Source organism: Candidatus Palauibacter polyketidifaciens (assembly GCF_947581785.1).
Classification (GTDB): domain Bacteria; phylum Gemmatimonadota; class Gemmatimonadetes; order Palauibacterales; family Palauibacteraceae; genus Palauibacter; species Palauibacter polyketidifaciens.
The window spans coordinates 61368-86882 of the sequence record NZ_CANPVO010000036.1 but is presented as its reverse complement, the minus strand read 5'-3'; the positions used below and the strand labels follow the sequence as shown (position 1 = coordinate 86882).

General features: G+C 68.0%; 20 protein-coding genes. 12 read left to right on the top strand and 8 right to left on the bottom strand.

Translation table 11 applies throughout. The features are described 5' to 3' along the window. Positions 1–5: 5 nt before the first annotated feature. Entirely contained in the window at positions 6–2024 is a 2019-nt protein-coding gene (locus RN729_RS09580) for a serine hydrolase (RefSeq protein ID WP_310784159.1), read from the bottom strand. Between the two features lie 208 nt (positions 2025–2232). Here RN729_RS09580 and RN729_RS09575 point away from each other — a divergent pair, with 208 nt between their 5' ends. Beyond that, positions 2233–5508 carry a PDZ domain-containing protein gene (locus RN729_RS09575; protein WP_310784156.1) on the top strand — a complete coding sequence of 1092 codons (3276 nt, stop codon included), beginning with the start codon at positions 2233–2235 and terminating at the stop codon, positions 5506–5508. A gap of 108 nt (positions 5509–5616) precedes the next feature. Here RN729_RS09575 and RN729_RS09570 read toward each other — a convergent pair whose 3' ends face one another. Beyond that, positions 5617–6369, bottom strand: a complete 753-nt coding sequence (locus RN729_RS09570) for a heavy metal-binding domain-containing protein (protein WP_310784153.1) — start codon at positions 6367–6369, stop codon at positions 5617–5619. A 43-nt stretch (positions 6370–6412) separates the two neighbouring features. Next, positions 6413–7537 (bottom strand): peptidyl-alpha-hydroxyglycine alpha-amidating lyase family protein, encoded by a 1125-nt coding sequence (locus tag RN729_RS09565; protein ID WP_310784151.1) that lies wholly within the window; start codon positions 7535–7537, stop codon positions 6413–6415. A gap of 223 nt (positions 7538–7760) precedes the next feature. Here RN729_RS09565 and RN729_RS09560 point away from each other — a divergent pair, with 223 nt between their 5' ends. The 4 genes from RN729_RS09560 (at position 7761) to RN729_RS09545 (ending at position 12008) form a co-directional block, all read left to right on the top strand. Further along, positions 7761–8582 (top strand): hypothetical protein, encoded by an 822-nt coding sequence (locus RN729_RS09560; RefSeq protein ID WP_310784148.1) that lies wholly within the window; start codon positions 7761–7763, stop codon positions 8580–8582. Between the two features lie 136 nt (positions 8583–8718). After that, positions 8719–9681, top strand: a complete 963-nt coding sequence (locus tag RN729_RS09555) for a hypothetical protein (protein ID WP_310784145.1) — start codon at positions 8719–8721, stop codon at positions 9679–9681. A gap of 139 nt (positions 9682–9820) precedes the next feature. Next, positions 9821–10336 (top strand): DUF6152 family protein, encoded by a 516-nt coding sequence (locus RN729_RS09550; RefSeq protein WP_310784225.1) that lies wholly within the window; start codon positions 9821–9823, stop codon positions 10334–10336. Between the two features lie 19 nt (positions 10337–10355). Further along, on the top strand, positions 10356–12008 hold the full coding sequence (locus tag RN729_RS09545; protein ID WP_310784143.1) for a hypothetical protein: 1653 nt from the start codon (positions 10356–10358) through the stop codon (positions 12006–12008). An 8-nt stretch (positions 12009–12016) separates the two neighbouring features. Here RN729_RS09545 and RN729_RS09540 read toward each other — a convergent pair whose 3' ends face one another. From RN729_RS09540 to RN729_RS09520, 5 genes are read right to left on the bottom strand one after another with little or no spacing between them, the layout of a single operon-like run. After that, on the bottom strand, positions 12017–12517 hold the full coding sequence (locus tag RN729_RS09540; protein WP_310784140.1) for a DUF6644 family protein: 501 nt from the start codon (positions 12515–12517) through the stop codon (positions 12017–12019). Next, complete coding sequence (locus RN729_RS09535; protein ID WP_310784137.1) at positions 12517–13071, bottom strand: DUF6644 family protein; 555 nt, start codon at positions 13069–13071, stop codon at positions 12517–12519. Before RN729_RS09535 ends, RN729_RS09540 begins: the two co-directional genes overlap by 1 nt. 9 nt (positions 13072–13080) lie before the next feature. Further along, positions 13081–13632: a hypothetical protein gene (locus RN729_RS09530; protein ID WP_310784134.1), complete on the bottom strand. Its 552-nt coding sequence runs from the start codon at positions 13630–13632 to the stop codon at positions 13081–13083. Positions 13633–13667: 35 nt separating this feature from the next. Continuing rightward, positions 13668–14786 (bottom strand): alpha/beta hydrolase, encoded by a 1119-nt coding sequence (locus RN729_RS09525; RefSeq protein WP_310784131.1) that lies wholly within the window; start codon positions 14784–14786, stop codon positions 13668–13670. 38 nt (positions 14787–14824) lie between these two features. Next, positions 14825–15439 (bottom strand): peptidylprolyl isomerase, encoded by a 615-nt coding sequence (locus RN729_RS09520; RefSeq protein ID WP_310784128.1) that lies wholly within the window; start codon positions 15437–15439, stop codon positions 14825–14827. A gap of 103 nt (positions 15440–15542) precedes the next feature. Between RN729_RS09520 and RN729_RS09515 the strand changes: the two genes are divergently transcribed. From RN729_RS09515 to RN729_RS09485, 7 genes are all read left to right on the top strand, one after another. Then, on the top strand, positions 15543–16964 hold the full coding sequence (locus RN729_RS09515) for a Gfo/Idh/MocA family oxidoreductase (RefSeq protein WP_310784125.1): 1422 nt from the start codon (positions 15543–15545) through the stop codon (positions 16962–16964). After that, positions 16964–18346, top strand: coding sequence for a DUF1080 domain-containing protein (locus tag RN729_RS09510; RefSeq protein WP_310784123.1), 1383 nt, complete (start codon positions 16964–16966; stop codon positions 18344–18346). The genes RN729_RS09515 and RN729_RS09510 overlap by 1 nt, the downstream gene beginning before the upstream one ends. A gap of 43 nt (positions 18347–18389) precedes the next feature. Continuing rightward, complete coding sequence (locus RN729_RS09505; protein ID WP_310784120.1) at positions 18390–19802, top strand: hypothetical protein; 1413 nt, start codon at positions 18390–18392, stop codon at positions 19800–19802. A gap of 84 nt (positions 19803–19886) precedes the next feature. Next, on the top strand, positions 19887–21491 hold the full coding sequence (locus RN729_RS09500; RefSeq protein WP_310784117.1) for a hypothetical protein: 1605 nt from the start codon (positions 19887–19889) through the stop codon (positions 21489–21491). Positions 21492–21493: 2 nt separating this feature from the next. Further along, positions 21494–22498, top strand: a complete 1005-nt coding sequence (locus RN729_RS09495) for a hypothetical protein (RefSeq protein WP_310784115.1) — start codon at positions 21494–21496, stop codon at positions 22496–22498. A 275-nt stretch (positions 22499–22773) separates the two neighbouring features. After that, positions 22774–23448: a hypothetical protein gene (locus RN729_RS09490; protein ID WP_310784112.1), complete on the top strand. Its 675-nt coding sequence runs from the start codon at positions 22774–22776 to the stop codon at positions 23446–23448. A 243-nt stretch (positions 23449–23691) separates the two neighbouring features. Then, positions 23692–25275: a S8 family peptidase gene (locus tag RN729_RS09485; RefSeq protein ID WP_310784108.1), complete on the top strand. Its 1584-nt coding sequence runs from the start codon at positions 23692–23694 to the stop codon at positions 25273–25275. Positions 25276–25515 lie beyond the last annotated feature (240 nt).

Genomic DNA, 25515 nt, shown 5'->3' with positions numbered 1-25515 from the left:
GAACCTCAGGGCACCCGGCCGAAACGGACGTCGCGCGTGCGGACGTTGGAGATGTAGAAGCCGATCACCTGGCCGTTGCGATCCCGCTCGAAGGCGAACGACAGGCCGCCTCCCGAGAACTGATCTTCCTCGCCGGGTTCGAGTTCCGCCCGGTCGAGCCTGCGCTGGTGCAGGACGAGAGATCCGTCTTCCACGGTGAAGGCGTAGAACGTCTCCAGCTCCTCGCTGAAGAATCGACCGGCGAAGTCGGTGAGATCCTCCGCCGTCGGCTCCCAGGCCTCGGCCTCATCATCCTCGAGGCGGGTGGCGTGGTTGTCTCCGTTCTGGTGCAGCGTGAGCCCCTCGACGTCGCCCTCCGGATCCCGCAGGAAGGTGACGGAAGCCTCGACGGCGAGCAGGCGGAAGGTCGAGTCGGAGGTGGGGACGATCTCGAGCCGCTGCTGTCCCGTCGCCTGCGTGTAGAAGGTGTCGTCCTCGCGCGTGAAAGTGAGGATGAAGTTCGGCGCCGCGTCGAGCGCGTAGCGGCCGGCGAATTCGTCGAAGGCCTCCGGGTCGAAGTCTTCAGGATCGAAGTCGCCGGCGTCTTCCTCCTCCTCCATCGCGTCCCCGAAGAACGCCGCGGCGAGTTCGTAGGCGACGCCGCTGTTGAACTGCGCGTGGTTGCTCTGGGTCGTGAGGCCCGCGTTGATCTCGGGGAAGTAGACGAACATCGAGCGGTGCGCGACGTCCGCGCCCCCGTGGCTCACCCGCTTCAGCCCGCGCTGCTCGTCAACGGAGAGCCCGTACCCATACCCGGTCTCTTCTCCGTCGTTGAGGACGAACGACGTCATCATCTCGTCGATGCTCTCCCGCGTGCCGACGCGCGGGTTCGCGTAGTTCTCGGCCCACGTCTGCAGATCGCCGATCGTGCTGTAGATGGCCCCCGCGCCGACCGCGCCGCCGAGGTCGCCGATCTGGCGGTAGCCGTCCGGGCCCGGGGTGTAGCCTTCGGACATGTTCGGGACGATGTGCCGCGTGGAGGGCCGCACCATGGTCCCGGTCATCCCCAGCGGCCCGAACACGTTCTCCTGCATGAAGACGTGGAAATCCTGCCCGGAGGTGCGCTCTACGATCACGGCCGCGAGGCCGAACGCCGTGTTGTTGTAGTTCCACTCGGCGCCGGGCTCGTTCTGGAGCGCCGGCTGCCGCTGCACGATGTCGACGAGCTCCGAGCGGTCGATCCAGTCCCCGTGGTCGAGGCGCCGGCCCGTCATCCGCAGCAGGTTCAGGAATTCGCGCAGTCCCGACGTGTGGGTGACCAGGTGCTTCACCTGGATCGTGTGCTCGAACTCCGGAAGTTCGGGGATGTGCTTGCGGATGTCGTCCTCGAGGGAGAGGAGGCCGCGCTCCGCCTGCAGCACGATCGCGAAGGCGGTGAACTGCTTCGAGGTCGAACCGATGTTCGTCCTCGTGTCCTCCTCGAAGGGGAGACCGTAGGCGAGGTTCGCCATCCCGTAGGTCTTCGAGAAGATCGTGCGGCCGTCGCGCCACGCGCGGACCGCGCCGCCGGGGGAGTGCGGACCGTCGAAGCGAGACATGATCTGGTCGGCCAGCTCCTCCGGATCCGTCGCAACGGGTTCGTGCCGCAGCAGCGTGACCTCGTAGCGCCCGCCGGCGTCGGCATCGTCTCCCGCGACGAACAGCTCCAGCGTGTGGACGCCCGCGCCAGCCGTCCGCCCGCCGAAGCGCTCGACGCCGCGCCCCAGCCCGCCGAAGCGGCCGACCTGCGTCCCTTCCGGGTCGAGGACGCGCGCGGTGACGTCGACGGAAATCTGGTTCACCTCGCCGAGGACGAAGTCGTTCTCGCCCGTCTCGATCGTGTAGCGGGCCGTGTCGCCCGCGGCGAGCGTGCCCGGCAACCGCCGGCCGACCTCGAGCTCCGTGTTCTGCGCCGCGATCTCCGCGGTCGAGAGCAGAGCGAGAAGCCCGGTGCAGAGCGTGAAATGGGACGAGCGTGGGCGGCGGCGACGGAAACGCGTGTGCATTTGGGTAACTCCGGGGGCGGGTTCCAGGGAGCGCGCGAGAGACGGTAAGGAGGCCGGACTCCAGCGGGCAACCGCGCGACACCGTAAATACGGGGTCGATACGGGATCGATACGGTCGGCCACAGATACCGGTTTCGACGCCTCCGGACGTACAATCAGGCGGCGTCAACGGCTCGACCCGGGACCACCCCAGATTGCGAAGGATCCGATGAAGGCAAGACTGAAGGCACGCTCGCTCCTCCTCCTCACAGCTATGCTCCTCACGGCCTCGTTCCGTCCCTCCTGGGCACAGGACGCGACCGGCACGCTCATGCTCGCCCAGCCCGCGGTGAGCGCCGACCGGATCGCGTTCGCGTACGCCGGGGACCTGTGGACCGCCGGAATCGATGGGAGTTCACCGCGCCGGCTGACCTCGCACGTCGGCGTCGAGTTCAATCCGCGCTTCTCGCCGGACGGGGAGTGGATCGCGTTCTCCGGGGAATACGATGGGAACACCGATGTCTTTCTCGTGCCCGCGGCGGGCGGTGTGCCCGAGCGGCTCACGTGGCACCCGGGACCGGATCTCGTTCAGGGCTTCACGCCCGACGGATCGGCGGTGCTCTTTTCGTCGGGACGCAACGCCTACACGGGCCGCCACCGGCAGTTGTTCACGGTCTCCACGAGTGGGGGACACCCCGAACAGCTGCCCATTCCGCACGCGTTCAAGGCGACCTGGTCGCCGGACGGCGCGAAGATCGCCTACACGCCGCTGTACGAAGCCTTCGCCCAGTGGAAGAACTACCGGGGCGGGACGACGACGCGGATCTGGGTCTACGACGTGGCGGACCATTCCGTCGTCCAGATTCCGCAGCCCGAGGGCCGCTCGAACGACACGGATCCCATGTGGATCGGGGACCGCGTCTACTTCCGTTCGGACCGCGACGGGGAGTTCAACGTCTACTCGTACGACGCGGGGGCCGGGCACGTCTCGCGGGTCACCGCGCACGAGGATTTTCCCGTCCTGAGCGCGTCCGCCGGCGCCGGCCGGATCGCCTACGAGCAGGCGGGGCGGCTGCACCTGCTCGATCCCGGCTCGGGCGCAAGCGACCCGGTGCCGGTGCGGATCGCGACGGATCTTCTTGAAGTGCGCCCGCGCTACGCCGGCGGCGAGAACTTCGTCCGCAACGCGAGTCTCTCGCCCTCCGGCACCCGCGCCGCCTTCGAGTTCAGGGGCGAGATCGTCACGCTGCCGCGCGACGAGGGGGACGACCGCAACCTCACGCAGTCGACCGCCGCCCACGAGCGGAGCCCCGCATGGTCGCCGGACGGAGCATCCATCGCCTGGTTCTCCGACGCGTCGGGCGAATACCGGCTGTACGTGGCTCCCCAGTCCGGTGCGGGAGAGGCCCGCAGCTACGATCTGGACGGCGCGGGGTTCTACGTGGACCCGGTGTGGTCGCCCGACGGCACGAAGATCAGCTACACGGACAACTCGCGCGCCGTGTACTGGATCGATCTCGCGTCCGGGGACACCCACCGCGTCGATGCCGACGCGATGTACGGGCCGCTGCCCCCGCCCTCGCACGCCTGGTCGCCGGACTCCCGCTGGCTCGTCTACACGCGCAACAACGAGACCAACATCCGCACCGCCTACGTCCACCTGCTCGAGACGGGCGAGACGAGGGCCGTCACGGACGGACTCAGCGACGTCTCCGAAGCCGTCTTCGACGCTGGCGGCAAATACCTGTATCTCACGTCGTCCACCGACGCGGGCCCCGTCGTCCAGTGGTTCGCCCAGTCGAACAACGACTTCGAGATGACGAACGCGATCTATCTCGCGGTCCTCGAGAGGGGCACGCCATCCCCGCTTGCGAGGGAGAGCGACGAGGAGGCGGGGGACGAGGCTGAATCGGAGGCGGAGGGCGCGGACGATGCGGACGAGGTGACGGTCCACATTGACTTCGACGGACTCGACCAGCGCATCCTCGCCCTGCCGCTTCCCGAAGCCGGCTACGCGAACCTGCAGCCCGGCGACCCGGGCCAACTCTTCTACATCCGAAGCGCGACGGCGAGCGGGTTCGGAAGCCCCGGCTCGGGCCCCGGCCTTCGCCGTTTCTCCCTCGCCGACCGCGAAGAGGCGACCGTTGTGGACGGCACGCGCTTCTACGACCTGTCGGCGGACCGCGGGAGCGTGCTGTACGCGACGTCGGGCGGCTGGTTCATCGGCAGCGCCGGCGGGACGGACATCGGATCCGGTGCGGACCGGCTCGGCGTCGCCGAGGTGGAGGTGAGAATCGATCCGCGAGCGGAGTGGCGTCAGATCTACGAGGAGGCCTGGCGGATCAACCGCGACTACTTTTATGACCCCAACATGCACGGCGCGGACTGGCCCGCCATGAAGGAAAAGTACGCCGTCTTCCTCCGCCACCTCACCTCGCGGGCCGACCTGAACCGGCTCATGACGTGGCTCCATTCCGAGATTGCGGTGGGGCACCACCGCGGCGGGGGCGGCGACTTCCTGCACGAGACGGACAACGTGCCGGGCGGTCTGCTGGGCGCGGACTTCGTCATCGACCAGGGGCGATACCGGTTCGAGAAGGTGTACGGCGGTCTCAACTGGAATCCGGGACTCCGGTCGCCGCTCACGGAGCCGGGCGTCGAGGTCGAAGCGGGCGAATACCTGCTGGGGGTCGAAGGGGTCGCGCTCTCGGCGCCGGAGAACCTCTACAGCCGGTTCGAGAACACGGCCGGCCGGATCGTCTCGATCACCGTCGGTTCGTCGCCGGATGGAGCGGGGTCCCGCACGGTCGACGTCGTGCCGGTGGCGAACGAGGGCGCGCTGCGGAACCGGGACTGGGTGGAGGGCAACCTAGCGCGGGTCGACGAAGCCACGGACGGGCGGGTCGCCTACGTGTACGTGCCCAACACCGCCGGCGCGGGACACGAGTACTTCAAGCGCTACTTCTTCCCGCAGACGAACCGGGAGGCCGTGATCATCGACGAGCGGCACAACGGGGGCGGCCAGATCGCGGACTACTACATCAACATCCTCCGGCGGCCCTACATGTCGCACTGGGCGATGCGCTACGGGGCCGACCTCGTGACGCCGCAGGGCGCGATCCCGGGCCCGAAGGTGATGCTCATCGACGAGACCGCCGGCTCCGGCGGCGACATGCTGCCCTGGATGTTCCGCAAGCTCGAGATGGGGACGCTCATCGGCCGCCGCACCTGGGGCGGGCTCGTCGGCGTCCTGGGCTTCCCGATTCTGATGGACGGGGGGTCGATCACGGCGCCGAACCTCGCCATATGGACGGAGGACGGATTCATCGTCGAGAACGTGGGCGTGCCCCCGGACATCGAAGTGGAGCAGTGGCCGGCCGACGTGATCGCGGGCGTCGACCCGCAGCTGGAGAAGGCGATCGAGGTCGTGCTGGAGCAACTCGAGGCGTCACCGGTGGCGACGCCCGAGCGTCCGCCTTTCCCGATCCGCGTGCGGCGACCTTAGCAGGACCGGCGGGAAGCGGAACCGGCCGGCAGCAGGACCGGCCGATCCACCGGCGATGAGCGTCGGTGCGGGCTCACGGACTGGGGCCCGCGCCCGACGCAGCCGGGATCAGCGGCAGGTGACCGGATCGACGGAGATCATGACCGCCTCGGCGGTGAGCGAGTTCCGGTTCAGCCGAACATTGATCATTGCGTTCGCCCCGAGCCGCTGGGCATCAGAGACGAGCTTCTCGAGCGCTTCACGAAAGTCCGAGCTCCCGGCAATCTCATCCGGGCGTTCCTCGTCGTCCGCCGATATCCCGCCGCCCGTCATCGTCGCCTGCACCTGGCCATACTCCGACTCCTTCGGGCACCGATCGATTCCCTCCCAGCCGGGGTCGCAGCGAATAAGTCGCGAATTCTGGAGGTTGATCTGATTGTCCGTGGTGCCCCCGAAGCAGGCCCAGATGCGGTCGTCGTCGCCGCCGCCGCCACCACCACCCACATCGGAGAGCGAGAAGGTGAGGTCCAGGCGGGTGATCTGCTCCGCGAGATTGGCCGTGATGGCGGCCCCTCCCGTGCCCATGAACACCGGTTGCACCGAGACCTCGACGCCGAGCGGCACGTAGCAGAGCGTGTAACCGCCGTCCAGCGCGGTCTGCCCCTCCATCTGCCCTTCCTCGCCGTCCTTCTCCCATGTGGCGACGACGGTGGCGCTCGGCAGCCCCATCTGCGTGTCCCCGTCCGCGACCAGCCCCCACAGGGCGCCCGTCATGTCGGGCGAATCCGGACACACCTCACTGAGTTCCTGCGCGATAGCGGCGGACCCCGCGAGGGCCAGCGCCACCGCACCCACGGCCATCCCCGAAGCGAATCTTCTCATCCTCATCGTCTTTCCTCTCCTGCAGCAGCCTGGCGTGCGTTGCTCATCGGTTGCGCGTGTACTTCGTGACTCCGCCCTCGGCGGCGGCCCGCGAGTTCGGTCCCTCCGCAGCGTAAACGTTTCCGTCCGCATCGACCGCAACACCTTCGCCGGCCTCGCCCTGCGGATCGTCGGATTCGTGCGGCGGGATGAAGGCCGTGACCCGGTCCTCCGACACGTGGCCGATCCGAACGCCGGTCAGCCAGTCGGAGTGCTGGTTGGGGTTCGACTCCGAGTCGATCGCGTACACGTTGTCCCCGTCGTCGATGAAGAGTCCGCTGACCCGGCCGAATTCGTAAAAGATGTCGAGCAGGTTCCCTTCCTGGTCGAAGACCTGGATGCGGTGGTTTCCCCGGTCCGCGACGAAGAGGCGCCCCCGCGAATCCATCTCGAGCGCGTGCGGTGTCCGGAACTCGCCCGGCGCGTCGCCGATCACGCCCCACTCCATGAGGTATTCCCCGTCGGGCGAGAACTTGATGATGCGGCCGGTGGACCCCTCCGGCGGGTTCGCGTTCTGTCCGCTGTGCCCGTCGGAAACGAAGATCGACCCGTCCGGAGCCGTTATGACGTCGCACGGCTCGTTGAAGAAGGTGCCGGGCTCGCTGTTCCGAACGCCCATCTCCCCGAGCATCAGGAGCACCTCGCCCTCCGGCGAGAACTTCACGACGATATGCCCCTTGTCTTCCGTCCCCTGGGAGTCCGTGACCCAGACGTTCCCGTCATCGTCCACGTAGAGCCCGTGCGGAAGGACGAAGAGGCCGGCCCCGAAGCTGGCCATGATCTCGCCCGTCTCGCGGTGGAACTTGAAGACCGGGTCGACGAGGTTCTCGGCGCACCCGCCGGCGAGCGCGATCCCGCCGCAGCGGTCGTACGCCCAGATGTGGCCGTCGGTGGGGTCGATGTCGATGCCCGCCGTGGAGCCCCACTCGCGGCCATCCGGAAGCGGCGCCCAATCCTTGATGACGTTGGGTGTGGGGTTCGGGAGACCCTCCGCCGCCGGATCCGTGACCTCGGCCGAGGCCATCACGTCGCCTTCCGCGGCGTCCTCCGCGCCGCAGGCCCCGATGCCGAGGAACGCGGCCCCCAGTGCGGTGAGGTGTGCCAGTCCGGTTACGCGCAGGTTCTTCATGTTTCCTCCGACGGTTCAGTGTTGCGCAACCCGTACCCCGCCCTGCGTCGCCCCTGGCTTGAAATCTGTCTCGGAGCTGTCGATCTGGCCAGAGAATAGGCCGGGTCGCAGTTTCGACCCGACGCACGCGGAAAGATCAACCAGGAGGTCGGAACCGATGGCGAACTTCCCGGGGAGGCGCGCGCTTCGTCGCGCGGAGCGAAATGCCCGTCGTCGGAGTCGTGTGCTGACCGCCCTTCTCGCCCTGGGACTGGGGACGGTCGCCGCCTGCGCGCCGAACGACGGTATCCCGCGAACCGCCTCGGGACATCCCGACTTCAACGGCATCTGGTCCGCCCTCGGAAACGCGTACTGGGACATCGAGCCGCACATGGCGCGGCCGGCGCTCGCCATGCAGGAAGGTCCCGTCGTGCCGGTCCCCGCCAACGAGGTCGTCGCCCTCGGCGCCGTGGGGTCCGTGCCGTCGGGGCAGGGCATCGTCGTCGGGGGGAGCATCCCCTACCTCCCGGAAGCGCTGGAACGGCGCGACGAGAACCGCGAGCGCTGGCTCGAGCGCGACCCGGAGATCCGCTGCTACCTGCCCGGCGTCCCGCGCGCGAACTACATGCATCTCCCGTTCCAGATCTTCCAGAGCGAGTCGAAATTCTTCATCGCCTACGAGTACGCCGGGGCGGTGCGCGACATCTATCTCGAAGATCCCGGTCCGCCTCAGGTGGATTCCTGGATGGGCCAGTCGGTGGGGCACTGGGAGGAGGACACCTTCGTCGTCACGGTGAACGGGTTCAACGGCCAGACCTGGTTCGACCGCGCGGGGAACCACCACAGCTACCGGCTGGTGGTCACGGAACGGTGGACGATGCTTGGGCCCGACCACCTCATGTACGAGGCGACGATGGAGGACCCCGACACGTTCTCGGAGCCGTGGACGATCCGCCTGCCGCTCTACCGAAACGTGGATCCGGACGCGCGGCTTGGGCAGTTCAAGTGCGTCCCGTTCGTGGAGGAGTTGATGTACGGACACCTCCGCAAGAACCCGATCCGGTAGCCGCGGGCAGCCAAGCTTGCCTGCACTGATGCGACGCCCGATTCGCCGCCGACGCCCGGGCGGATTCTGCGCCGTTCCGTTGCTCGGAGCGCTGCTCGGCGCCGTCTCTCTTGCCGCCTGCGACGGGACAGGCGGCGTGCCGCGGGGAGAGGGGAATGAGTGGGTCGTTCCGCGGACCGCGGAGGGGCATCCCGACCTGCAGGGCGATTGGACGAACGGGACCATGACGCCGCTGCAGCGCCCCGAGGGCGAGGCGCTCGTGCTCACGGCGGAAGAGGTGGCCGTCCGCGAGGGGCGGCGCCAGGAATACATCGACGAGCGGAACGCGCCCAGCGACCCGGATCGCGAGGCCCCGCCGGTGGGAGGGGACGGCTCCACGGGCGCGGCCGGCGGCGTTGGCGGCTACAACTACTTCTGGATCGACGCGGGCGACCGGGTCGCGGTGTTCGACGGCGAGCCCCGAAGCTCTCTCCTCACGTACCCGGAAGACGGCCGCATCCCGGACCTCACTCCCGAGGGCCGGCGGCGCCGGCTGCAGGCGTTCGCGCGGCTGGGGGGAGCGTTCGACAACCCCGAGAACCGGCCCATCGGCGAGCGCTGCATCCTCTCCTTCGGCTCCAACGCCGGACCTCCGATGCTCCCGAACTACTTCTACAACAATAATTACAGGATCGTGCAGACGCCCGAACACATCATGATCCTGACCGAGATGGTGCACGATGTGCGCATCATCCGCATGGGCGAGCCGAAGCCGGCCGCCGAGGGCGTGCGCCCATGGTTCGGCGAATCGTGGGGCCGCTGGGCGGGCGACACGCTCGTCGTGCGGACAACCAACCTGAACCCGGACCAGATGGCGGCGTACGTCTACCTGTTCGGCCCCGGCTCGGAGAACATGACCGTGACGGAGCGTTTCACGCGCGCAGCCGAGCACGCGATCCACTACGAGTTCACCGTCGAGGATCCGGATACGTTCGTCGAGAGCTGGGGCGGGGAAGTGCCCTTCACGCGCCTCGACGGCGACTTGTACGAGTACGCCTGCCACGAGGGCAACTACGCCCTCTCCAACGTCCTCAGCGGCGCCCGCGCCCAGGAGCGCTAGTCTCCTGGCGGGTAGTTGGTGCGCATCCCACGTAACGGAGTCCGGTCGCGCAGAGTCGAGCGATCCTGTTACTCTGAATGGAATCGTGAAAGACCGGCGTTGGGGCGCCGGATCGTTGGTTGAGACATGGGTGAGATCTATGCGGAAGCTGCCTCTGTACCTCCTCGCGGGCGGGGTCGCGCTGGCCGCCGCCGCGCCGCTGATCGCGCACCACGCCTTCGGCGCGGAATTCGATCGGAACGCCCCCATCCGGCTCCGAGGCGCCGTCGTGCGGCTCGAATGGGTGAACCCGCATACATGGATTCACCTCGAGGTCGAGACCGACGCGGGATCCGAGGTCTGGATGGTCGAGGGCGGGACGCCGAACACGCTCCTGCGCCGCGGCCTCCAGCGGGACTGCCTCGCGCCCGGCACCGAACTCATCGTGGACGGTTATCAGGCCAAGGACCACTCCCTCAAGCGCGCCAACGGACGTGACGTCACGTTCACCGACGGCAGCAAGTTTTTCATGGGCTCATCCGGCGCCGGCGCCCCTCCCGGCGGCGCGCCATGGCCCAACGATCCCGCCTACGACGCCAACCCCTGCCAGCCGCCGCCGGGCTGGGAAGGCGAGGTCGTGGAGGTCACGAGCCGCAGCATCCTCGAGGAGCACTAACCCACGAGCCCGGCGCGCCATGAAGGGACCATATCGGATCAGTGCCTGGCTCGTCGTCTTTCTCGCCGGCTGCGGCGGGGACGACACGCTGGACCCCGAGCCGCAGCCAACCCCTCCCGCGGCACCTCCGCCCGCGCCCATCGCGGCAAGCGTGGTCATCGAGACGCGGAAGATCGTTCAGGACTATCTCAGCGGTGTCGAACTCGACTTCAACGAGTGGGCGAGCACGGACACCCTGATCATCCGTCCCGGCCTCACGTCCCCGGTCATCCGCGTCACGGCCAGGCAGGAGGACGGGAACGTCGTGTCCGGTGTGGAGCCGACCGTGAGGTTCACTACGGGTACGGATGACGTGACGTATCGCACGCTCGTCGGTGACAGTCTGAGACAGATATGGCTGCAGCGGGAGGGCTCCCGGTTCTGGACCATCTTCGACCTGGGGACTCCCGCCGAGGCCCAGATTCTCACGGTGACCGCAAGGGTGGGGAGGGCGGCCGACAGCCTCGTGGTGATTCTCCCCACCGCCCTGGACACCGCCGGGGCGCCGGGGACGCTGCCTGAAGGCGTCACCCTGGACAACATCGGGGATCGCGCGTCCACGCCGCTCGACTGGTTTGCCTCGCGCGCGGGCGCCGACATCTCCTACGAGTTCCACGTGGGCGCCTTCCCGGTCGACGAGTTCCATATAGGGGAGACCCCCGTCGATGGTCCCCCCAACCTCGACCTCAGGCAGAACGATAGCGGTGAGCTGGAGATCACCGCGGTTGGGCGCGGGCGGCGGTATCTGCACTACCGGGCGCTGTCGTCCGCCTTCGAGTTGAGCACGGGGCGCATGCTGACCGCGGTCGATGACTGCTACGCTCCGGAGCTGGAGAACCGCCCCCTCTACGACCGCGCCTCGACGGGGTTTCAGGTTGAGCTGGTGTACGACGAACCGGATGATTGGTCGCGCTGCGCCAGAGTGATGTTCGATCACGCGGCGGGATTCTACGAAGCCGCATTGAAGGACAACGCCGAGCCGCAGGACTTCCCGATCTTCGTGTTCGACGGGGAGGAAGACTGCGGGGGTCTCGCGTGCGGCGGACCGCGCGGACTACGCGTGAACCGACGGGCAGGTGCCGGGTTCTACTTCTCCGCCGGCGGGATCTACTGGACCCGGGACCGTCCATACGTCGCGCCGTTCGGCCGCGTCCCGGACAACTTCACGTACGAGGTGATGCTGCACGAACTGGGCCATGTGTTCGGCATCGGGACGTACTGGTACCAGGGCGACGTGCGGCTCGTGAACCTCCCGAGCAGTACGCGAAGAGTGGATACCCATTTCCCCGGGGCGAACGCCGTTGTCGCGTTCGATGCGGCGGGCGGGAGCGGTTACACCGGTGCCAAAGTGCCGGTGACGAACGATCCCGCCGAGGATGCCGACGCAGGGGGGCATTGGCGAAGCGTGTTGTGCGGCGAGATCATGACCCGCGGCAACTGCCCGGGCGAGGAACTGACCGTCGTTTCCGCCATCACGCTGGGCGCGCTCGCCGATTTGGGGTGGGTCGTGGACATGTCCGTGGCCGAGGACTACATGCTGCCCTCCAGGGACATGGCTGCGTCGGTTCGGGTCGATACGGCAGGCGGTTATAACGATGTGTTGATGCGAGTGGAGCCTCCGGACAGGCGCTGAGGCGCGGGTCAGGCGGAGAAGCCGATCCAGCGTCCCGCCGCGGCGACAGTGAACCAGAGGCCGAGCGAGATCGCGGCGATGAGCCGCGTCCGCCCGTTCGCTCGCGCCGGCGCTGCGGCGACCACCCACCTCCGGGCCCCGAAGGTGAACGCGAGCGCGACGGGAAGCGAGATCATCTTCACCCAGAAGGACGTGTTGTAGTAGCACTTCACGGCTTCCGACAGGAACAGCGGGATCCCGGTCAGGAACATCAGCGCCACCCCCGCCACGAGCCACGGGCGAGCGTACCGCACGACGCTCGCGATCGGCTGCCGCTTGAGCCCCGTCCCCAGGAGCCGGAGATCGGCGAGCAGCACCGCGCCCCCCAGGAGCCCGAGTCCCAGCAGGTGGACCGCCTCGATGATGGGGAAGGCCCAGATTGATTCTCGCACGGCCGTCCCGATGGCCGTGTTCTCCAGCCGCTCGAAGAAGGGGAGCCACGCTTCCGGCGCGAACTGACGCCCGCCCATCAGTCCCCCGCCACGGGGCAGCCCGCCGCCCAGTTCACCCAGCCCGGCTGGCCGGGGATGTCACAGTCGAACCAGTTGTAGGCGATGAGTCGGCCCGCCACGATGATGAGCGCCCACGCCGCGAGCGAGATCGCGCCCGCCGCCTTCGCGCGGCCCGGCAGAACGGGGAGTCGCTCCCACTCCAGCACCCGCCGGTGGATTCCCCGATGAAACAGGAAGGCGTTGAGTCCCGCCACCACGAACAGCAGCACCTTCACCCGAAAGAAGATGTTGTGATAGTAGCGGACCGGGTTGGAATAGAAGATGAGAAGCCCCGTGACGACCATGACCGCGAAACCGATCCGGGTCCAGGGGAGAAGGCGACCGGTGACCTCGGACACGGGCACGCGCCGCATCGTCCAACCCAGCAGCCGGAGATCGTTCATCATCACGGTGCCGAAGAAGAGGGCCACGGCCAGGACGTGGGAGGATTCGATGAGCGGCCATGCGAGCGTGGACTCCAGCAGCGCGATGCTCCACGGGGTGCTCCCCAACCACTCCAGGAATCGTTCCATGCGCCGGAGCTAGCGTCCGTCCCGGCTGGCCGTCCCGTCCGTCGCGGGCGCGCCGGCATCCGGAGCTTCTCCAGGTCCGGGAGCGCTATGCGGATCGCTCGGCCTGAGGGTTTCCGCCGCGTACCGGGCGTGGCAGTCGCGGCACGCGTAGTAGACCTCCGCGCCGGCGTCGAACACGGCGTCCGGGTTGCGGCGGTCGACGGCCTCCAGCGCCCCGCGCCCGGCCTCGACCATCGTTCGCGAGTGGTCCATCCAGTCACCGCGGTCGCGCGCACGGCCGTCCATCATCATCAAGTTGCCGGATTCGGCGAGGACGAAGGCGGCGTTGCGGAGTGAGGTCCAGTCCTCCTCGGTCAGGGGCCGGAACTGGTGCACGCCCTCCTCGGTGAGAACCTCTCCGACGCCGTCCCAGTAGGCCTCCGCCGCCGGTTCCATTACGGAGACCATCAATTCCTGCATGTCCGCGACGGGGACCGGCCGTTCCGGCGCTTCCCCGGTGCAGCCGGCGGAGACCGAGAGGGCGAGGAGCGGCAGCGCGAAGAGCGGCAGCTTGGAGTTCATGGCGGGGCAACCTATTCGCGCCGTCGGCGCCCGCGCTACGAGCCCGGCGGGCGGCCGACGTCCGTTGCCCGCCACGATTGATCGGCGGGCTCGTTGGGATCGGACCGCAGGAACCGGATCAGCTCCGCGTGAAAACGCTCCGGGATCTCGAACTGCGGAGAATGTCCGACCTCCGGGAAGAGGAAGAGTTCCGCGTTCTGAAGTTCCTCGGCGACGTTTCGGGCGAGGACCGGGTAGTTGGCCACGAGGCGGTCGTCGGCGCCGCCGATGACGAGCGCTTTCGTCGCGATGTGCTGCCACTCGTAAACGACGGGGTCCTCGTAGAGGATCGCGCGCTGCGCCGCCCGCACCCGCGCCATGCGCGGCCAGTCGCCGCTCAGCGTGAGGCCGTACTGGACCTTCACCCACTCGAGGTATTCCGGGCGCCAGCCGTTCGGGTAATAGCGCATGTGCCCGCGCAGGACCGACTGATACGTCGTCCCGTTGAGCACCGAAGCATAATTTTCATCCGCGTCCGTCCACCCCCGGCCGGGACGGGAGTCGGTGAGCCCGATCTGGTTCACCATGGCGACGTGCGTCGTCGTCTCCGGATAGGTCGAGGCGAACCGGGTCGCCACCATCCCGCCCATCGAGTGTCCGACGATCGCGGCGCGCTCGATCCCCAGCGCGTCGAGTAGCCGCTTCGCGTTCCGGGCCGGGATGTGGAGGTTGTAGTGGATGATGGGTTTCGAGGAGCGGCCGAAGCCCAGCCGGTCGATCGCGATCACCCGGAATCCCGCGTTCCGGAGCGCCTCGATGGTGGGCCGGAACCCCGCCGCGAAGAAGTTCATCCCGTGGAAGAGGACGACCGTCTGGCCATTCGCGGGGCCGGCCGGCGCCACATCCATGTACGCGAGCCGATAGCCGTTCCCGTAGACCTCGACGTCGAGGTACGACACCGGGTGCGGATACGGGACGTTGCTGTAGTCGATCGCGGTCACCTCCCAGTCGGCCGGCGGCTCGGCGGGCGGCTCCGTTTGCGCCGAGACGGGACCGGCGACCGCAAGGACGGTCGCGGCGGCCACGGCCGTCGCGGCGGCGAGAACCCGGCGGCCCCTCCGCCCCCGGCTCACACGGGCCGATGAACGGATTCCGTCGTGGCGAATGATCGGCATGGCGGTCCTCCCTTCACAAATGGTTGCCCGGAAGCTCCTCACTCCTTCCGGTATGCTCTCGTGATCCGGACGGGTGGGGTGAGTTGTTGCGCGTCGTGGGGGGCGCGGTGGATCGCGCGCACCACGTCCATGCCGGCCACGACGCGTCCGAAGGCGGCGAAGCCCTGGCCGTCGGGGTTGCGCATACCGCCGAAGTCGAGCGACGGCTGGTCGCCGATACAGATGAAGAAGCTCTGCGTTGCGGTGTCGGGGCCGCCGCGCGCCATCGAGACCGTCCCGTCCTCGTGCCGGAGCCCGGTCTCGGAGGTGCGTTCCAGTGGGATGGGCGGGAAGGACTCGGCGTCCATCTCGGGGTTCCGGCCGCCCTGGACGACGGCAATCCGGACGGAGTCGTCGGGCTGGTTGTCCGCGTGCACCGTTCGGAAGAACGTGCCGCCGTCGTAGAACCCGCCGTCCACGTAGCGGAGGAAGTTGGCCGCGGTGACGGGTGCCCGGTCGACGTCCACTTCGAGTTCGAAGGCGCCCAGCTCCGTCTCGACGACGACGATGACGGGGTCCCCGGACGCGGCTGGGGCGGCGGCGACGCTCGCGACTCCCGCACCGAGCGGCGCCGCGGTGGCCGCAATCATCCACCGAGCCCAACGTGTTCGCACGGCTGTCCCTCCTTTTGCTGACGGGATCGACACAACCTTACGTTTTCGAGCCAGCCCCGGGCGAACCTCGCCCTCGAAACCATGGGATGAATGTGTATCCGACATGAGCGAAGAAAAGAGAGCACCCGATTCCCGGCCGCCCCCCGAACGCGACCGCCGGAGCTTCGTCAAATCCCTGGCCGCCGGCTCCGTGCTCGCCGCGGGCGCGCCCTCGCTGCTGGCCGGAGCCGATCCCGGCCGTCAGAGTGGTCCCGCCGTGCGCCGGACGCTTGCCCGAGGGCCCGCCGCCCGTCGTGCGGCGCTGTCCGACGACATCGGCCTGGCGGTGATCGGCGCGGGCGGGATGGGCATGGCGGACGTCGCGACGGCCCTCCGTATCCCGGGCGTGAACCTGGTCGCCGCCAGCGATGTGTTCGATGGACGGCTCGAAGCCGCCCGCGAGCGTCACGGGGACATCTTCACCACCCGCGACTACCGCGAGGTCCTAGCGCGCGACGATGTGGATGCGGTCATCGTCGGCACCCCCGACCACTGGCACCAGCCGATCTCGGTCGACGCGCTGCGCGCCGGCAAGGCCGTCTACTGCGAGAAGCCGATGGTCCACCGGATCGAGGAGGGGCACGACCTGATCCGGGCCGAGCAGGAATCCGGTGCCGCCTTTCAGGTGGGTAGCCAGGGGATGAGTTCTCTCGGCAACGAGAAGGCGAAGGAACTGTACGAGGACGGAGCCATCGGCGAACTCAACTACGCCGAGGGTTTCTGGGCGCGCAACGATCCCATTGGCGCGTGGCAGTACCCGATCCCGGCCGGCGCCTCCGAGGAGACGGTCGACTGGAAGGGCTTCCTCGGCCCGGCGCCGGCCCGGCCGTACGACCCGCTCCGCATCTTCCGCTGGCGCAACTACCGGGACTACGGCACCGGGGTGGCGGGCGACCTCTTCGTCCACCTCTTCTCCAGCCTCCACTTCGTCGTGAGTTCGCGCGGCCCGACCCGGATCCAGGCCGCCGGAGGGCTCCGGTACTGGAAGGACGGCCGCGAGGTGCCGGACGTGCTCCTGGGCGTGTTCGACTACCCGGAGACGGAAACGCATCCGGGCTTCAACCTCTCGCTGCGCGTGAACTTCGTGGACGGGACTTCCGGCAGCACTTTCCTCCGCCTCGTGGGGAGCGAGGGAGCGATGGACGTGACGTGGACCGAGGTCATCCTCCGCAAGAACGTCGCCGTGGACCCGATGGACGCCTTCTCCCAGGAGAAGATGGCCGAGGCGGCGGCGTCGGCGGACGGGCTCCCCCCGCGGGTCCGCATGCTTCCCCCGGCCGAGGTTCGGTACGAGGTCGAGCGCGGGTATCGCGGCGCCCACGTCGACCACTTCTTCAACTGGTTCGAGGCGGTTCGCGGCGGTCCGGCCGTGCGCGAGGACGCGACCTTCGGGCTGCGCGCGGCCGCCCCCGCGCTTGCCTGCAACCTCTCCTACTTCGAGGACCGCATCGTGCGCTGGGACCCCGACGCCATGAGGCTGGTCTGATGCCCGCCCCACGACGATCCCGGATCCGCGCACGGCTCCCCTTCCGCGCCTCCCGCCCGCTCCGCGTCCCCCTCCCGACCGCGCTGGCGGCGGGGCTGGCGCTCGGCTGCGCCCAGGCTCCCGAGGCCTCGCCGGACACGGGGGCTACGGACGCGGCGGAGACGACGCCGAACACCCTCACGGACGCCGAGCGCGAGGCGGGCTGGCGGCTGCTCTTCGATGGAGAGACGACCGCGGGCTGGCGCGGCTACGGCCAGGAGACCTTCCCGGACACCGGCTGGGCGGTGATCGACGGCGCCCTCGTCGTGGGCGCGACGGCCACAGATCCCGACGTGGCCATCGGCGGAGACATCGTCACCACGGAAGCCTTCACGGACTTCGATCTCAGGTTCGAGTTCATGCTCTCGGAGGTGGCCAACAGCGGCGTCCTCTACCGGGTGATTGAGGAGGAGGGCGCCGCGATCTGGCACAACGCGCCCGAGTACCAGGTGCTCGACGACGCGGCCTACATCGAGATGGGCACGATGGACATGCACACGCACCTGACCGGCGACAACTACGACCTCCACGCCTCGGGCGAGAAGACGCTGCGGGGGCCGGGTGAGTGGAACGAAGGCCGGATCCGCGTCCAGAACCACCTCGTCGAACACTGGCTGAACGGGGCAAAGACCGTCGAGTACGAACTGGGGTCCACCGAATGGGAGGCGCTCGTCGCCGCGAGCAAGTTCGCCCCCTATCCCCGCTATGGCCGTGCCGCCTCCGGGCCGATCGGCCTCCAGGATCACGGGCGCAACGTCTGGTACCGCAACATCCGGATCCGTCCCCTCGAACCCGTCTCCCTCTTCAACGGCGAGAACCTTGAGGGCTGGCGCGTGCACGGGACCGAACTCTGGTACGTGGAGGACGGCGAGCAGGGTGGGGAAATCGTGTGCGAGAGCGGCCCCGACGCCGAGTACGGCTACCTCGCGACCGAGGCGACGTACCGCGACTTTGACCTCACCGTCGAGTTCAAACAGGAGGCGGACGGGAACAGCGGCGTCTTCCTGCGCTCGAGCGTGGAGGGCACGACCGTCAGCGGCTGGCAGGCGGAGGTCGCGCCCCCGGGCCTGTTCACCGGAGGCATCTACGAATCGTACGGCCGAGGCTGGCTCGTGCAGCCCGACCCGGAACTCGACGCCGCGCTCCGCATGGGCGACTGGAACACGATGCGGATCCGGGCCGACGGCGACCGCGTCGCCACGTGGCTGAACGGCACGAAGATGGTGGACTTCGAGGACGAGCGGATCGGCGACGCCGGGGGTTCCGTCGCGCTCCAGATTCATGACGGCGGCGGCATCAGGGTCCGCTGGCGCAATCTGAGCATCACGAACCTCGCCAACTGACTTCAACCAGCGTGAAATCAAGCGCGAACTCAGAGGAGATTAGATGAGATTCAGCCGCGCGGTGTGGATCACCCTGCTGGCGGGTTGCGGGGGCGAGACCGGGGGTACGTCCGCCCCGTCGCCCGCAGAGGACCGTCCGCTCCAGGCCGATTTCGAGGAGGTGTACCGGATCGGGGGGATCGCCGCCGAGGGGTGGGACGCGTTCACGGAGATCGCGGACCTGGCCTTCGATGCGGGCGGGCGGCTCTACGTCCGCGACGAAGCCGCGTCCTCCACCCGCATCGTGGTCGTGGATGGCGTCGGAGGCCTGGTGGCCGAGTTCGGGCGCAGGGGCGACGGTCCGGGCGAGCTTCGCGACGTGGGGCACATGGTGGCCCGGCCCGGGGGAGGGGTTGTGATCGTCGACAACGGTCACCGCGCCTACCTCCTGTTCGGCCCCGATGGGTCGTTCGAGCGCACGGTCCGGTTCGCGATCGAGGGCGCCTCGGAGACCGCCTCGGCGGAGACCGTGCGCGCCGCCCGGGAGGGGGAAACCCTGTTCCTGACTCGAAGCCCGAACGCGCGCTTCAGCAACGGGGAAGCGTCCATCGAGGCCGGCGACCGCACCATCTACCGCACGTCGCTCGCCGACGCGGCCGAGGCCACCGCGGACGAGGCCACCGCGGTGCCCTTCGCGGAAGGGTGGGAGGCGCAGCCGGAGCAGGAGGTCACGATGGAGGCGGCGGATCCGTCGGACATGTTCGACGCTTTCGGCGACGCGTTCATGGGGTTCGTGCCGGACCTCGTGTTCGATGTCCTCCCAGGCGGCGGCGTGGCGTACTCGGATTCCTCCGCCTACGCGATCAAGATCCAGCCGACCCCCGGGGCTCCGGTCCGTGTCATCGGCCGCCCCCTCCAGCCCGAGCCCGTCACGGAATCGCTGCGGGAGCGCGCCCGGGCCCGGATGCTGGAAGCTCTGGAAGCCTCGGCTACCGGACAGTTCAACGGCCAGTCGTTCGACGATCTCCCGCCGGAGGTTCGCGCGCAGGTGGCGGCGATGCTGGAGGAGATGATGGCCGGGATGCGCGACGCAATGGCGAACGCGGACTTCATGCCGGAAGTGCCCATCGTGCGGGACCTGCGGACGACGTGGGAGGGGGCGATCTGGGTTCAGCGCTGGGGGAGCGACCCCCTGGCGCAGATCGATGCTGAGGCCCCAGTCGTGGCCGGAGGGCCGGAAAGGGAGGAGGCAGCGGCCGGTTGGATCGATGTTCTCTCGCCGGAGGGCGAGTACATAGGCACTCTGGCGCTGGAGGAGACGCCCATGCCCGACGCGTTCGGGCCCGGCGGCCTCGTCGCCTTCGTGGAGACGGACGAGTTCGATGTCCCGACGATCATCCTGAAGCGGCTGCCGCCGACCACCCCAATGGCGCTGGGGTCGCCCGCCCCGGGTGGCTCAGGCGACGACGGTGGCTAGCGTAGTGGTTAGCGCGGCGTTTGACCGGGGCTTCGCCCGTTGCGTACCCTTTTGCGAACGAGTCCTCCCGCAAGGAGCGATGTGATGCCGCACACCACGCGGATCTTGTCTCTCGCCCGGAGATCTTCCGTCCTGCCCGTCCTCATGTTGCTCTCCGCCGGCGGGATGGCGGCGCAGGACGGCGGGCCCGCCGCGACCGCACGCCATGCCGCGACAGGGACGCCGGGCGTCGAGGCGGACGACGTGACCTTCAGCCGCGACATCGCGCCGATCCTGCAGCGGGCCTGCGTTCGCTGCCACCGCGACAACGGCGTCGCCCCGATGCCGCTCGTCACCTACGACGACGTCCAGCCGTACGCGAGCATGATCGCCCGCCGCACCCAGATCCGGGACCGGGCCGGCGCGATGCCGCCGTGGTACGTGGAGAAGGACATCGGCATCCAGCACTTCAAGGATGACATGTCGCTCGACGAGTGGGAGATCGAGGCGCTCGACGCCTGGCGGCGCGCCGGCACCCCCGAGGGCGACCCGGCGAACCTGCCGCCCGCGCTCGAGTTCGACGACGACGTGGTCTGGGCCGCGGGCGAGCCGGACCTGATCGTCAGGCTCCCCGAAGTGCTCGTGAAGGGCGACGCGCCCGACTGGTGGGGGGACATCGAGAGCGTGCCCACGGGCCTCACCGAGGACCGCTACGTGAAGTCCGTCGAGATCCGCGAGGTGAACGACGTGCCGCAGCGGCGCGACGGGGAACACGGCGGGCGCCATACGGTCGGCGGACGGTTCGTCGTCCACCACATGATCTGGAGCACGCGCGTCCTCGAGGGCCAGGAGACGGGGCCCGGCTCGCGGCGCGCCTCCACGGACACCGGCTGGCCGGTGCACGAGGTCGGCCGCGAACCCGACCTCTTCGACGACGACGCGGGCCGCCTGCTCAGGGCGGGCTCCTCGGTGGTGTCGAACTCCGTCCACCTCCACTCCAACGGCCGCGACACGCGCGCCCACCTGGAGATCGGGTTCCGCTTCCATCCGGAGGACTACGAGCCGAAATACCGGCGGAGCGTCTTCGGGCTCGGCAACGGAAGCGACATCGACATCCGGCCCGGGGTGGCGGGGCAGGAACTTCACGCCTACAAGGTGCTGAACCAGCACACCAAGCTCGTGACCTTCGAGCCGCACCTGCATGCGCCCGGCATGCGCATGTGCCTCGAGGCGATCTGGGGCTTCAACGTCGAGACGCTGAACTGCGTCGGCTACGACCACAACTGGGTGCGCGGCTACACCTACGCGCAGGACCACCAGCCGCTCCTTCCGAAGGGGACCGTCCTCCACATCATCGGCTACATGGACACCTCGGAGGCGAACCGGAACGTCCCGGACACGCGCAACTGGCAGGGTTCGGGGAACCGTTCCGTGGCGAACATGTTCATCGACCTCGGCATGCGCGTGGAGATGTCGGATGAACAGTTCGTGGAGGAGATGGCGATGCGCCGGCACCGGCTCGCGCTCGGCCCCAACGACCACGTCGTCGGCTGCCCGCTCTGCATGGTCATCCCGGCCAACGGCGACATGAGCTACTTCGCCGACGCCGAGTGGTGGCAGTCCGATGCCGCCACCGAGGCCGAGTCTTCCGGCGAAGGCGAATCGGGGTCCGGGGATGGCCGCGATCCCGGCGACCACCGGGAACGGTGATCGTGGCCGAACCGGTTTCCATGCCCCGGGTCGCGCGGCCCGGGGCGCTGGCCGTGCCGCTTCTGGGGCTGATCCTCGCCGTGTCCGCGCTTCCCGCCGCCGCCCAGACCTACGCTCGGGGACAGAACGTCGCGCCGGCGTACGAGGGATGGGAGCAGAACGAGGACGGGTCGTTCAACTTTCTCTTCGGCTACATGAACCGGAACTGGGTCGAGGAGATCGACGTCCCCGTGGGGGATGACAACGTGTTCTCGCCGGGCCCCGCCGACCGGGGGCAGCCGACCCACTTCCTCCCGCGCCGCAACCGCTTCGTGTTCAAGGTTCGCGTGCCCGCCGACTGGGGCGACAGGGAACTCGTGTGGACGCTCACGAGCCACGGAGTCACCGAGAAGGCGTACGCCACGCTGCGGCCCGACTACATCGTCGACAACACGGTGATCATGTCGGAGACCGGCGCGCTCGGCGCGGGTTCCAGCAACGCCGAGATGCGGTCCAACGAACCGCCGAAGATCACGCTCGAGGGCGAGCGGACGCGCGAGGCGATCGTCGGCCAGCCGGTCACGGTGAGCGTCACCGTGGAGGACGACGGCCTGCTGCGGGCGTTCCGGCAGGGTCCGCCCGACCCGCCGGAGACCGCGGAGGACTCCGCGCGCGTCGACTCGATCGCGAACGCGTTCCCCAGCTTCAGCGGCCGCCAGCTCCGGCCCCCCTCGCGCGTGACGGTGCAGAAGGTGAACGGCCTCTTCATGTCGTGGTTCGTCTACCGCGGAGAGGGGGAGGTGGCGTTCGATCCGCCGCAGGTGAAGGTCTGGGAGGACACGCGCACCGGCGCGAACTCGCCGTGGGCGCCGCTCTGGCGCCCCCCGGACCTGCCGGAGGATGACCGCTGGACGGTGACCGCGACCTTCCAGCAGCCGGGGACCTATATCCTCCGTGGCCGCGCCGACGACGGCGGTCTGTTCGCCGATGAGGAAATCACCATCGTGGTGCGCCCCGCCGCCAGCTGACGGCCACCGGGGTGCGGCTGACGCGGGCGCCGTGCGGGCGGCCGGTGTCACGATTCCCGCTCCCGAGTCGTTCTCAGGTTTCCGGCGAACTGGGTCCGGCGGATTGAGCCGCCGGGCCGTCTCGCCTTCTTTCCTGAAAAGTATGCATCGCAATGATCCTGCTCCTGGCGGATACGTGCGCCGATGCCGAGCGCATACGGCAAACCGTTGATGACGCCGCCATCATAGTCGGCGACGCGAGCGAACTCACTTCAGCCGACAGCCGGACCGACTGTATGATTATCGGCTGCCGGAGCCGGTTCATCGAGGACAGAATCGTACTGATCAAGGACATCGGGCGGAGACTCCCGTTGATTCCGGTCATCCTGGTGACGGATCGCGATATCAGCGTCCCTCGTTTGTTGCGCGGTGTGAATATCTTCTCTCTCGTCTGGTTCGATGATGTTCAGACCCAACTCCAATCCCAGGTCGAGGAGGCTCGCCACACCGTCGCGCTGTCACGCCTGTCCGAGACGGTCCGGCGATCCGGGCTGCCGCCGGCCCTCCGCGCGGGCCTCGTCCATAGCTTTCAGAGGGCCAGGAGCATGCCTGTGCGGAACGTCGCCGAGCTGGCGCAGGCCGTACGCCGCTCTCCGATCACGATCTCGCAGCAGTTCAGGATACACGCGGGAGGCGTGACGACGTTGAGTTCGTTCATCGGCGGGCTCGTGCTGCTCCGGGCGCTCCAGCTTCGTCTTGCAGGTTCCACATGGACGAAGGTGAGCGAGCATCTCGGGCTTGCCCGCGCGACCCTGAATCGCAGATCCCGCGCCTGGCTCGGATGCACGCTCACCGAACTCGAACGGATCGCACCGGAGCACCTGCTCGCGTCGTTCGTGTCGAAGTACCTGCGGCCGCTGCTGGAAGAGACCGTCTCGGAGGCCGTGGCGAAGCGGCCGCCGACGGACTGACCGCGCTGCCGTAAAGCCTTACCATCGTTGTTGTTTCCTTCCCATCACTTTCGCCCCTGATTCATCGATCCTGTCTCTTCCTTCGATGCCGACACATGGCCAGCATCAGGTCCGAAAACGCCGGAGTCCTGCTCGCCACGACTCGACCTCGCCCTGGACGTGGGCGTGCCGACCCGGCCCTGGACCTGTTTCACGCCGATTCAGGTCCGCCGATGAACGTCGATCCGAGAAGAGAAAACCGGAATGACAAAAACTCCCAAGTGGTCCCGCCTGATCCCCCTGGCCATCGCGTTGAGCGCTTGCCAGAACGACACGGTTGATCCGGCGGCCAGCAGAGCTCCGGCGAACGCACCCCGCGCGAGCCTCGACGCCCGCGCGGACTCATCCAAGCTTGTGCCCGCTCCGGGCGAGAAGGTGCCGAACTCCTACATCCTGAAGACTCACACGGACAAGGATGCCCGCGCAGTCGCCGCGCAGCTTGCGGCGGAGCATACGGCCACCGTGAAGTACGTCTACCCGAGCCTGCCGGGGCTCGCGGTCACGCTGCCGAACCCCGACGATCTGCCCAAGCCCACCGACCTGAGCAAGCTGCTGGAGGACCGGCGAATCGTCCGAGTGTCCGAAGAGCGCATCCTGCAAGCGACCGGTCTGTTTCCATCCCGGCCATCCGAGGAGACGAGCCTGGACACGCAGACGGCGGGGGTAGGATGGAATCTGGATAAGCTGGATTCTCGTGAATTCGCTACGAACGGCACGTATCGTTACGAAGAGACAGCGTCATCGGTACCCGTATATGTAATCGACAGCGGAACGATATCCCACGGCGAGTTCGGCGGACGCGTCCTTCCTGGCGTGGATCTTGTAGGATTAAGCGACGGTCGAGGCGACTACAGCGGCCATGGTACGGCGGTTGCAAGTGTTATCGGAGGCAACACCACCGGTGTGGCGAAGACGGTACAGCTGGTCCCCGTCAGAATAACACATAATCGCGAAGCTGATGAAAGCACGTTCATCGCAGGTATCGAATGGGTGATCGCCCGCAATATGGGCTTCGGGGTGGCAAACATAAGCTTCGCAACTCCAGACACCGTTGACGCCGATGTGGATGAGATTGTACAACGACTCGTGGCTGACGGGGTTACAACCGTGGTGGGGGCGGGAAATTACGATAAAGACGCATGCAAAGTGTCACCCGCTCGACTGACTGAAGTCATCACTGTGTCGGCCGTAGATTCCAACGGAAACCGCTCCGTGTTCAACTCGGAAGAGCACCCCGCGGCAACTTACGGGGCATGTGTTGATATCTGGGCACCCGGCAACGACGTTCGCGCCGTATACAGCCAAACGCATGAGATTCATCTTTGGTCTGGCACGTCCGTGGCAGCGCCACATGTAACGGCCGTAGCGTGGCTGATACTCCGCGAAGAAAACAATCGGGCGTCTCCCGCTCACATCAAGGATGTGATCCTGTCGAGCGCGACGGAGGGCAGGTTGAACGTAAACGGGCCGAACAGGTTCCTCTACGCGCCGCGCTCTGTCGCGTGGATCAGCGGACCGTCCTCGGTCACGTCGAGCGGAAGTCAAACGTGGAGCGGAAGAGGGTGGGGCGGCTACTCGCTGACGTACCTGTGGGAAACCAGCACCGACGGTGGAACAACCTGGACCGCCGCCGGTACTGGTGATCGATACACACGCTCGTTCAACAGCAGAGAGAACTATACACTGACATTGCGATTGACCGTGACGAACGACTTTGACGAACAACCCTCGGTCACATGGACGATCCCGGTCGACACCGGCTGCGGCGAGACGGTATGCCCTGGGTGAGTGGGCTGCGGAGGTTCCGGCTGCTACCACTGGTAGCGCTCTCGCTACTGGCGGCATGCGACGAGGCGGTGCTAGAGGGCAGTCCGGCTCCTTGCTCGGCTCTGATCGAAGTCGAACCACGCTTTGACATCGTAGTTCGGGTGGCTGAAGTGCGGCGGGTTCACGTGCAAATCCGGCAGCTTCCGGACCGGGAGCCGAACTACTACCGCGGTTGCCCCGAGTGGTCAGTCGCGCGACTGA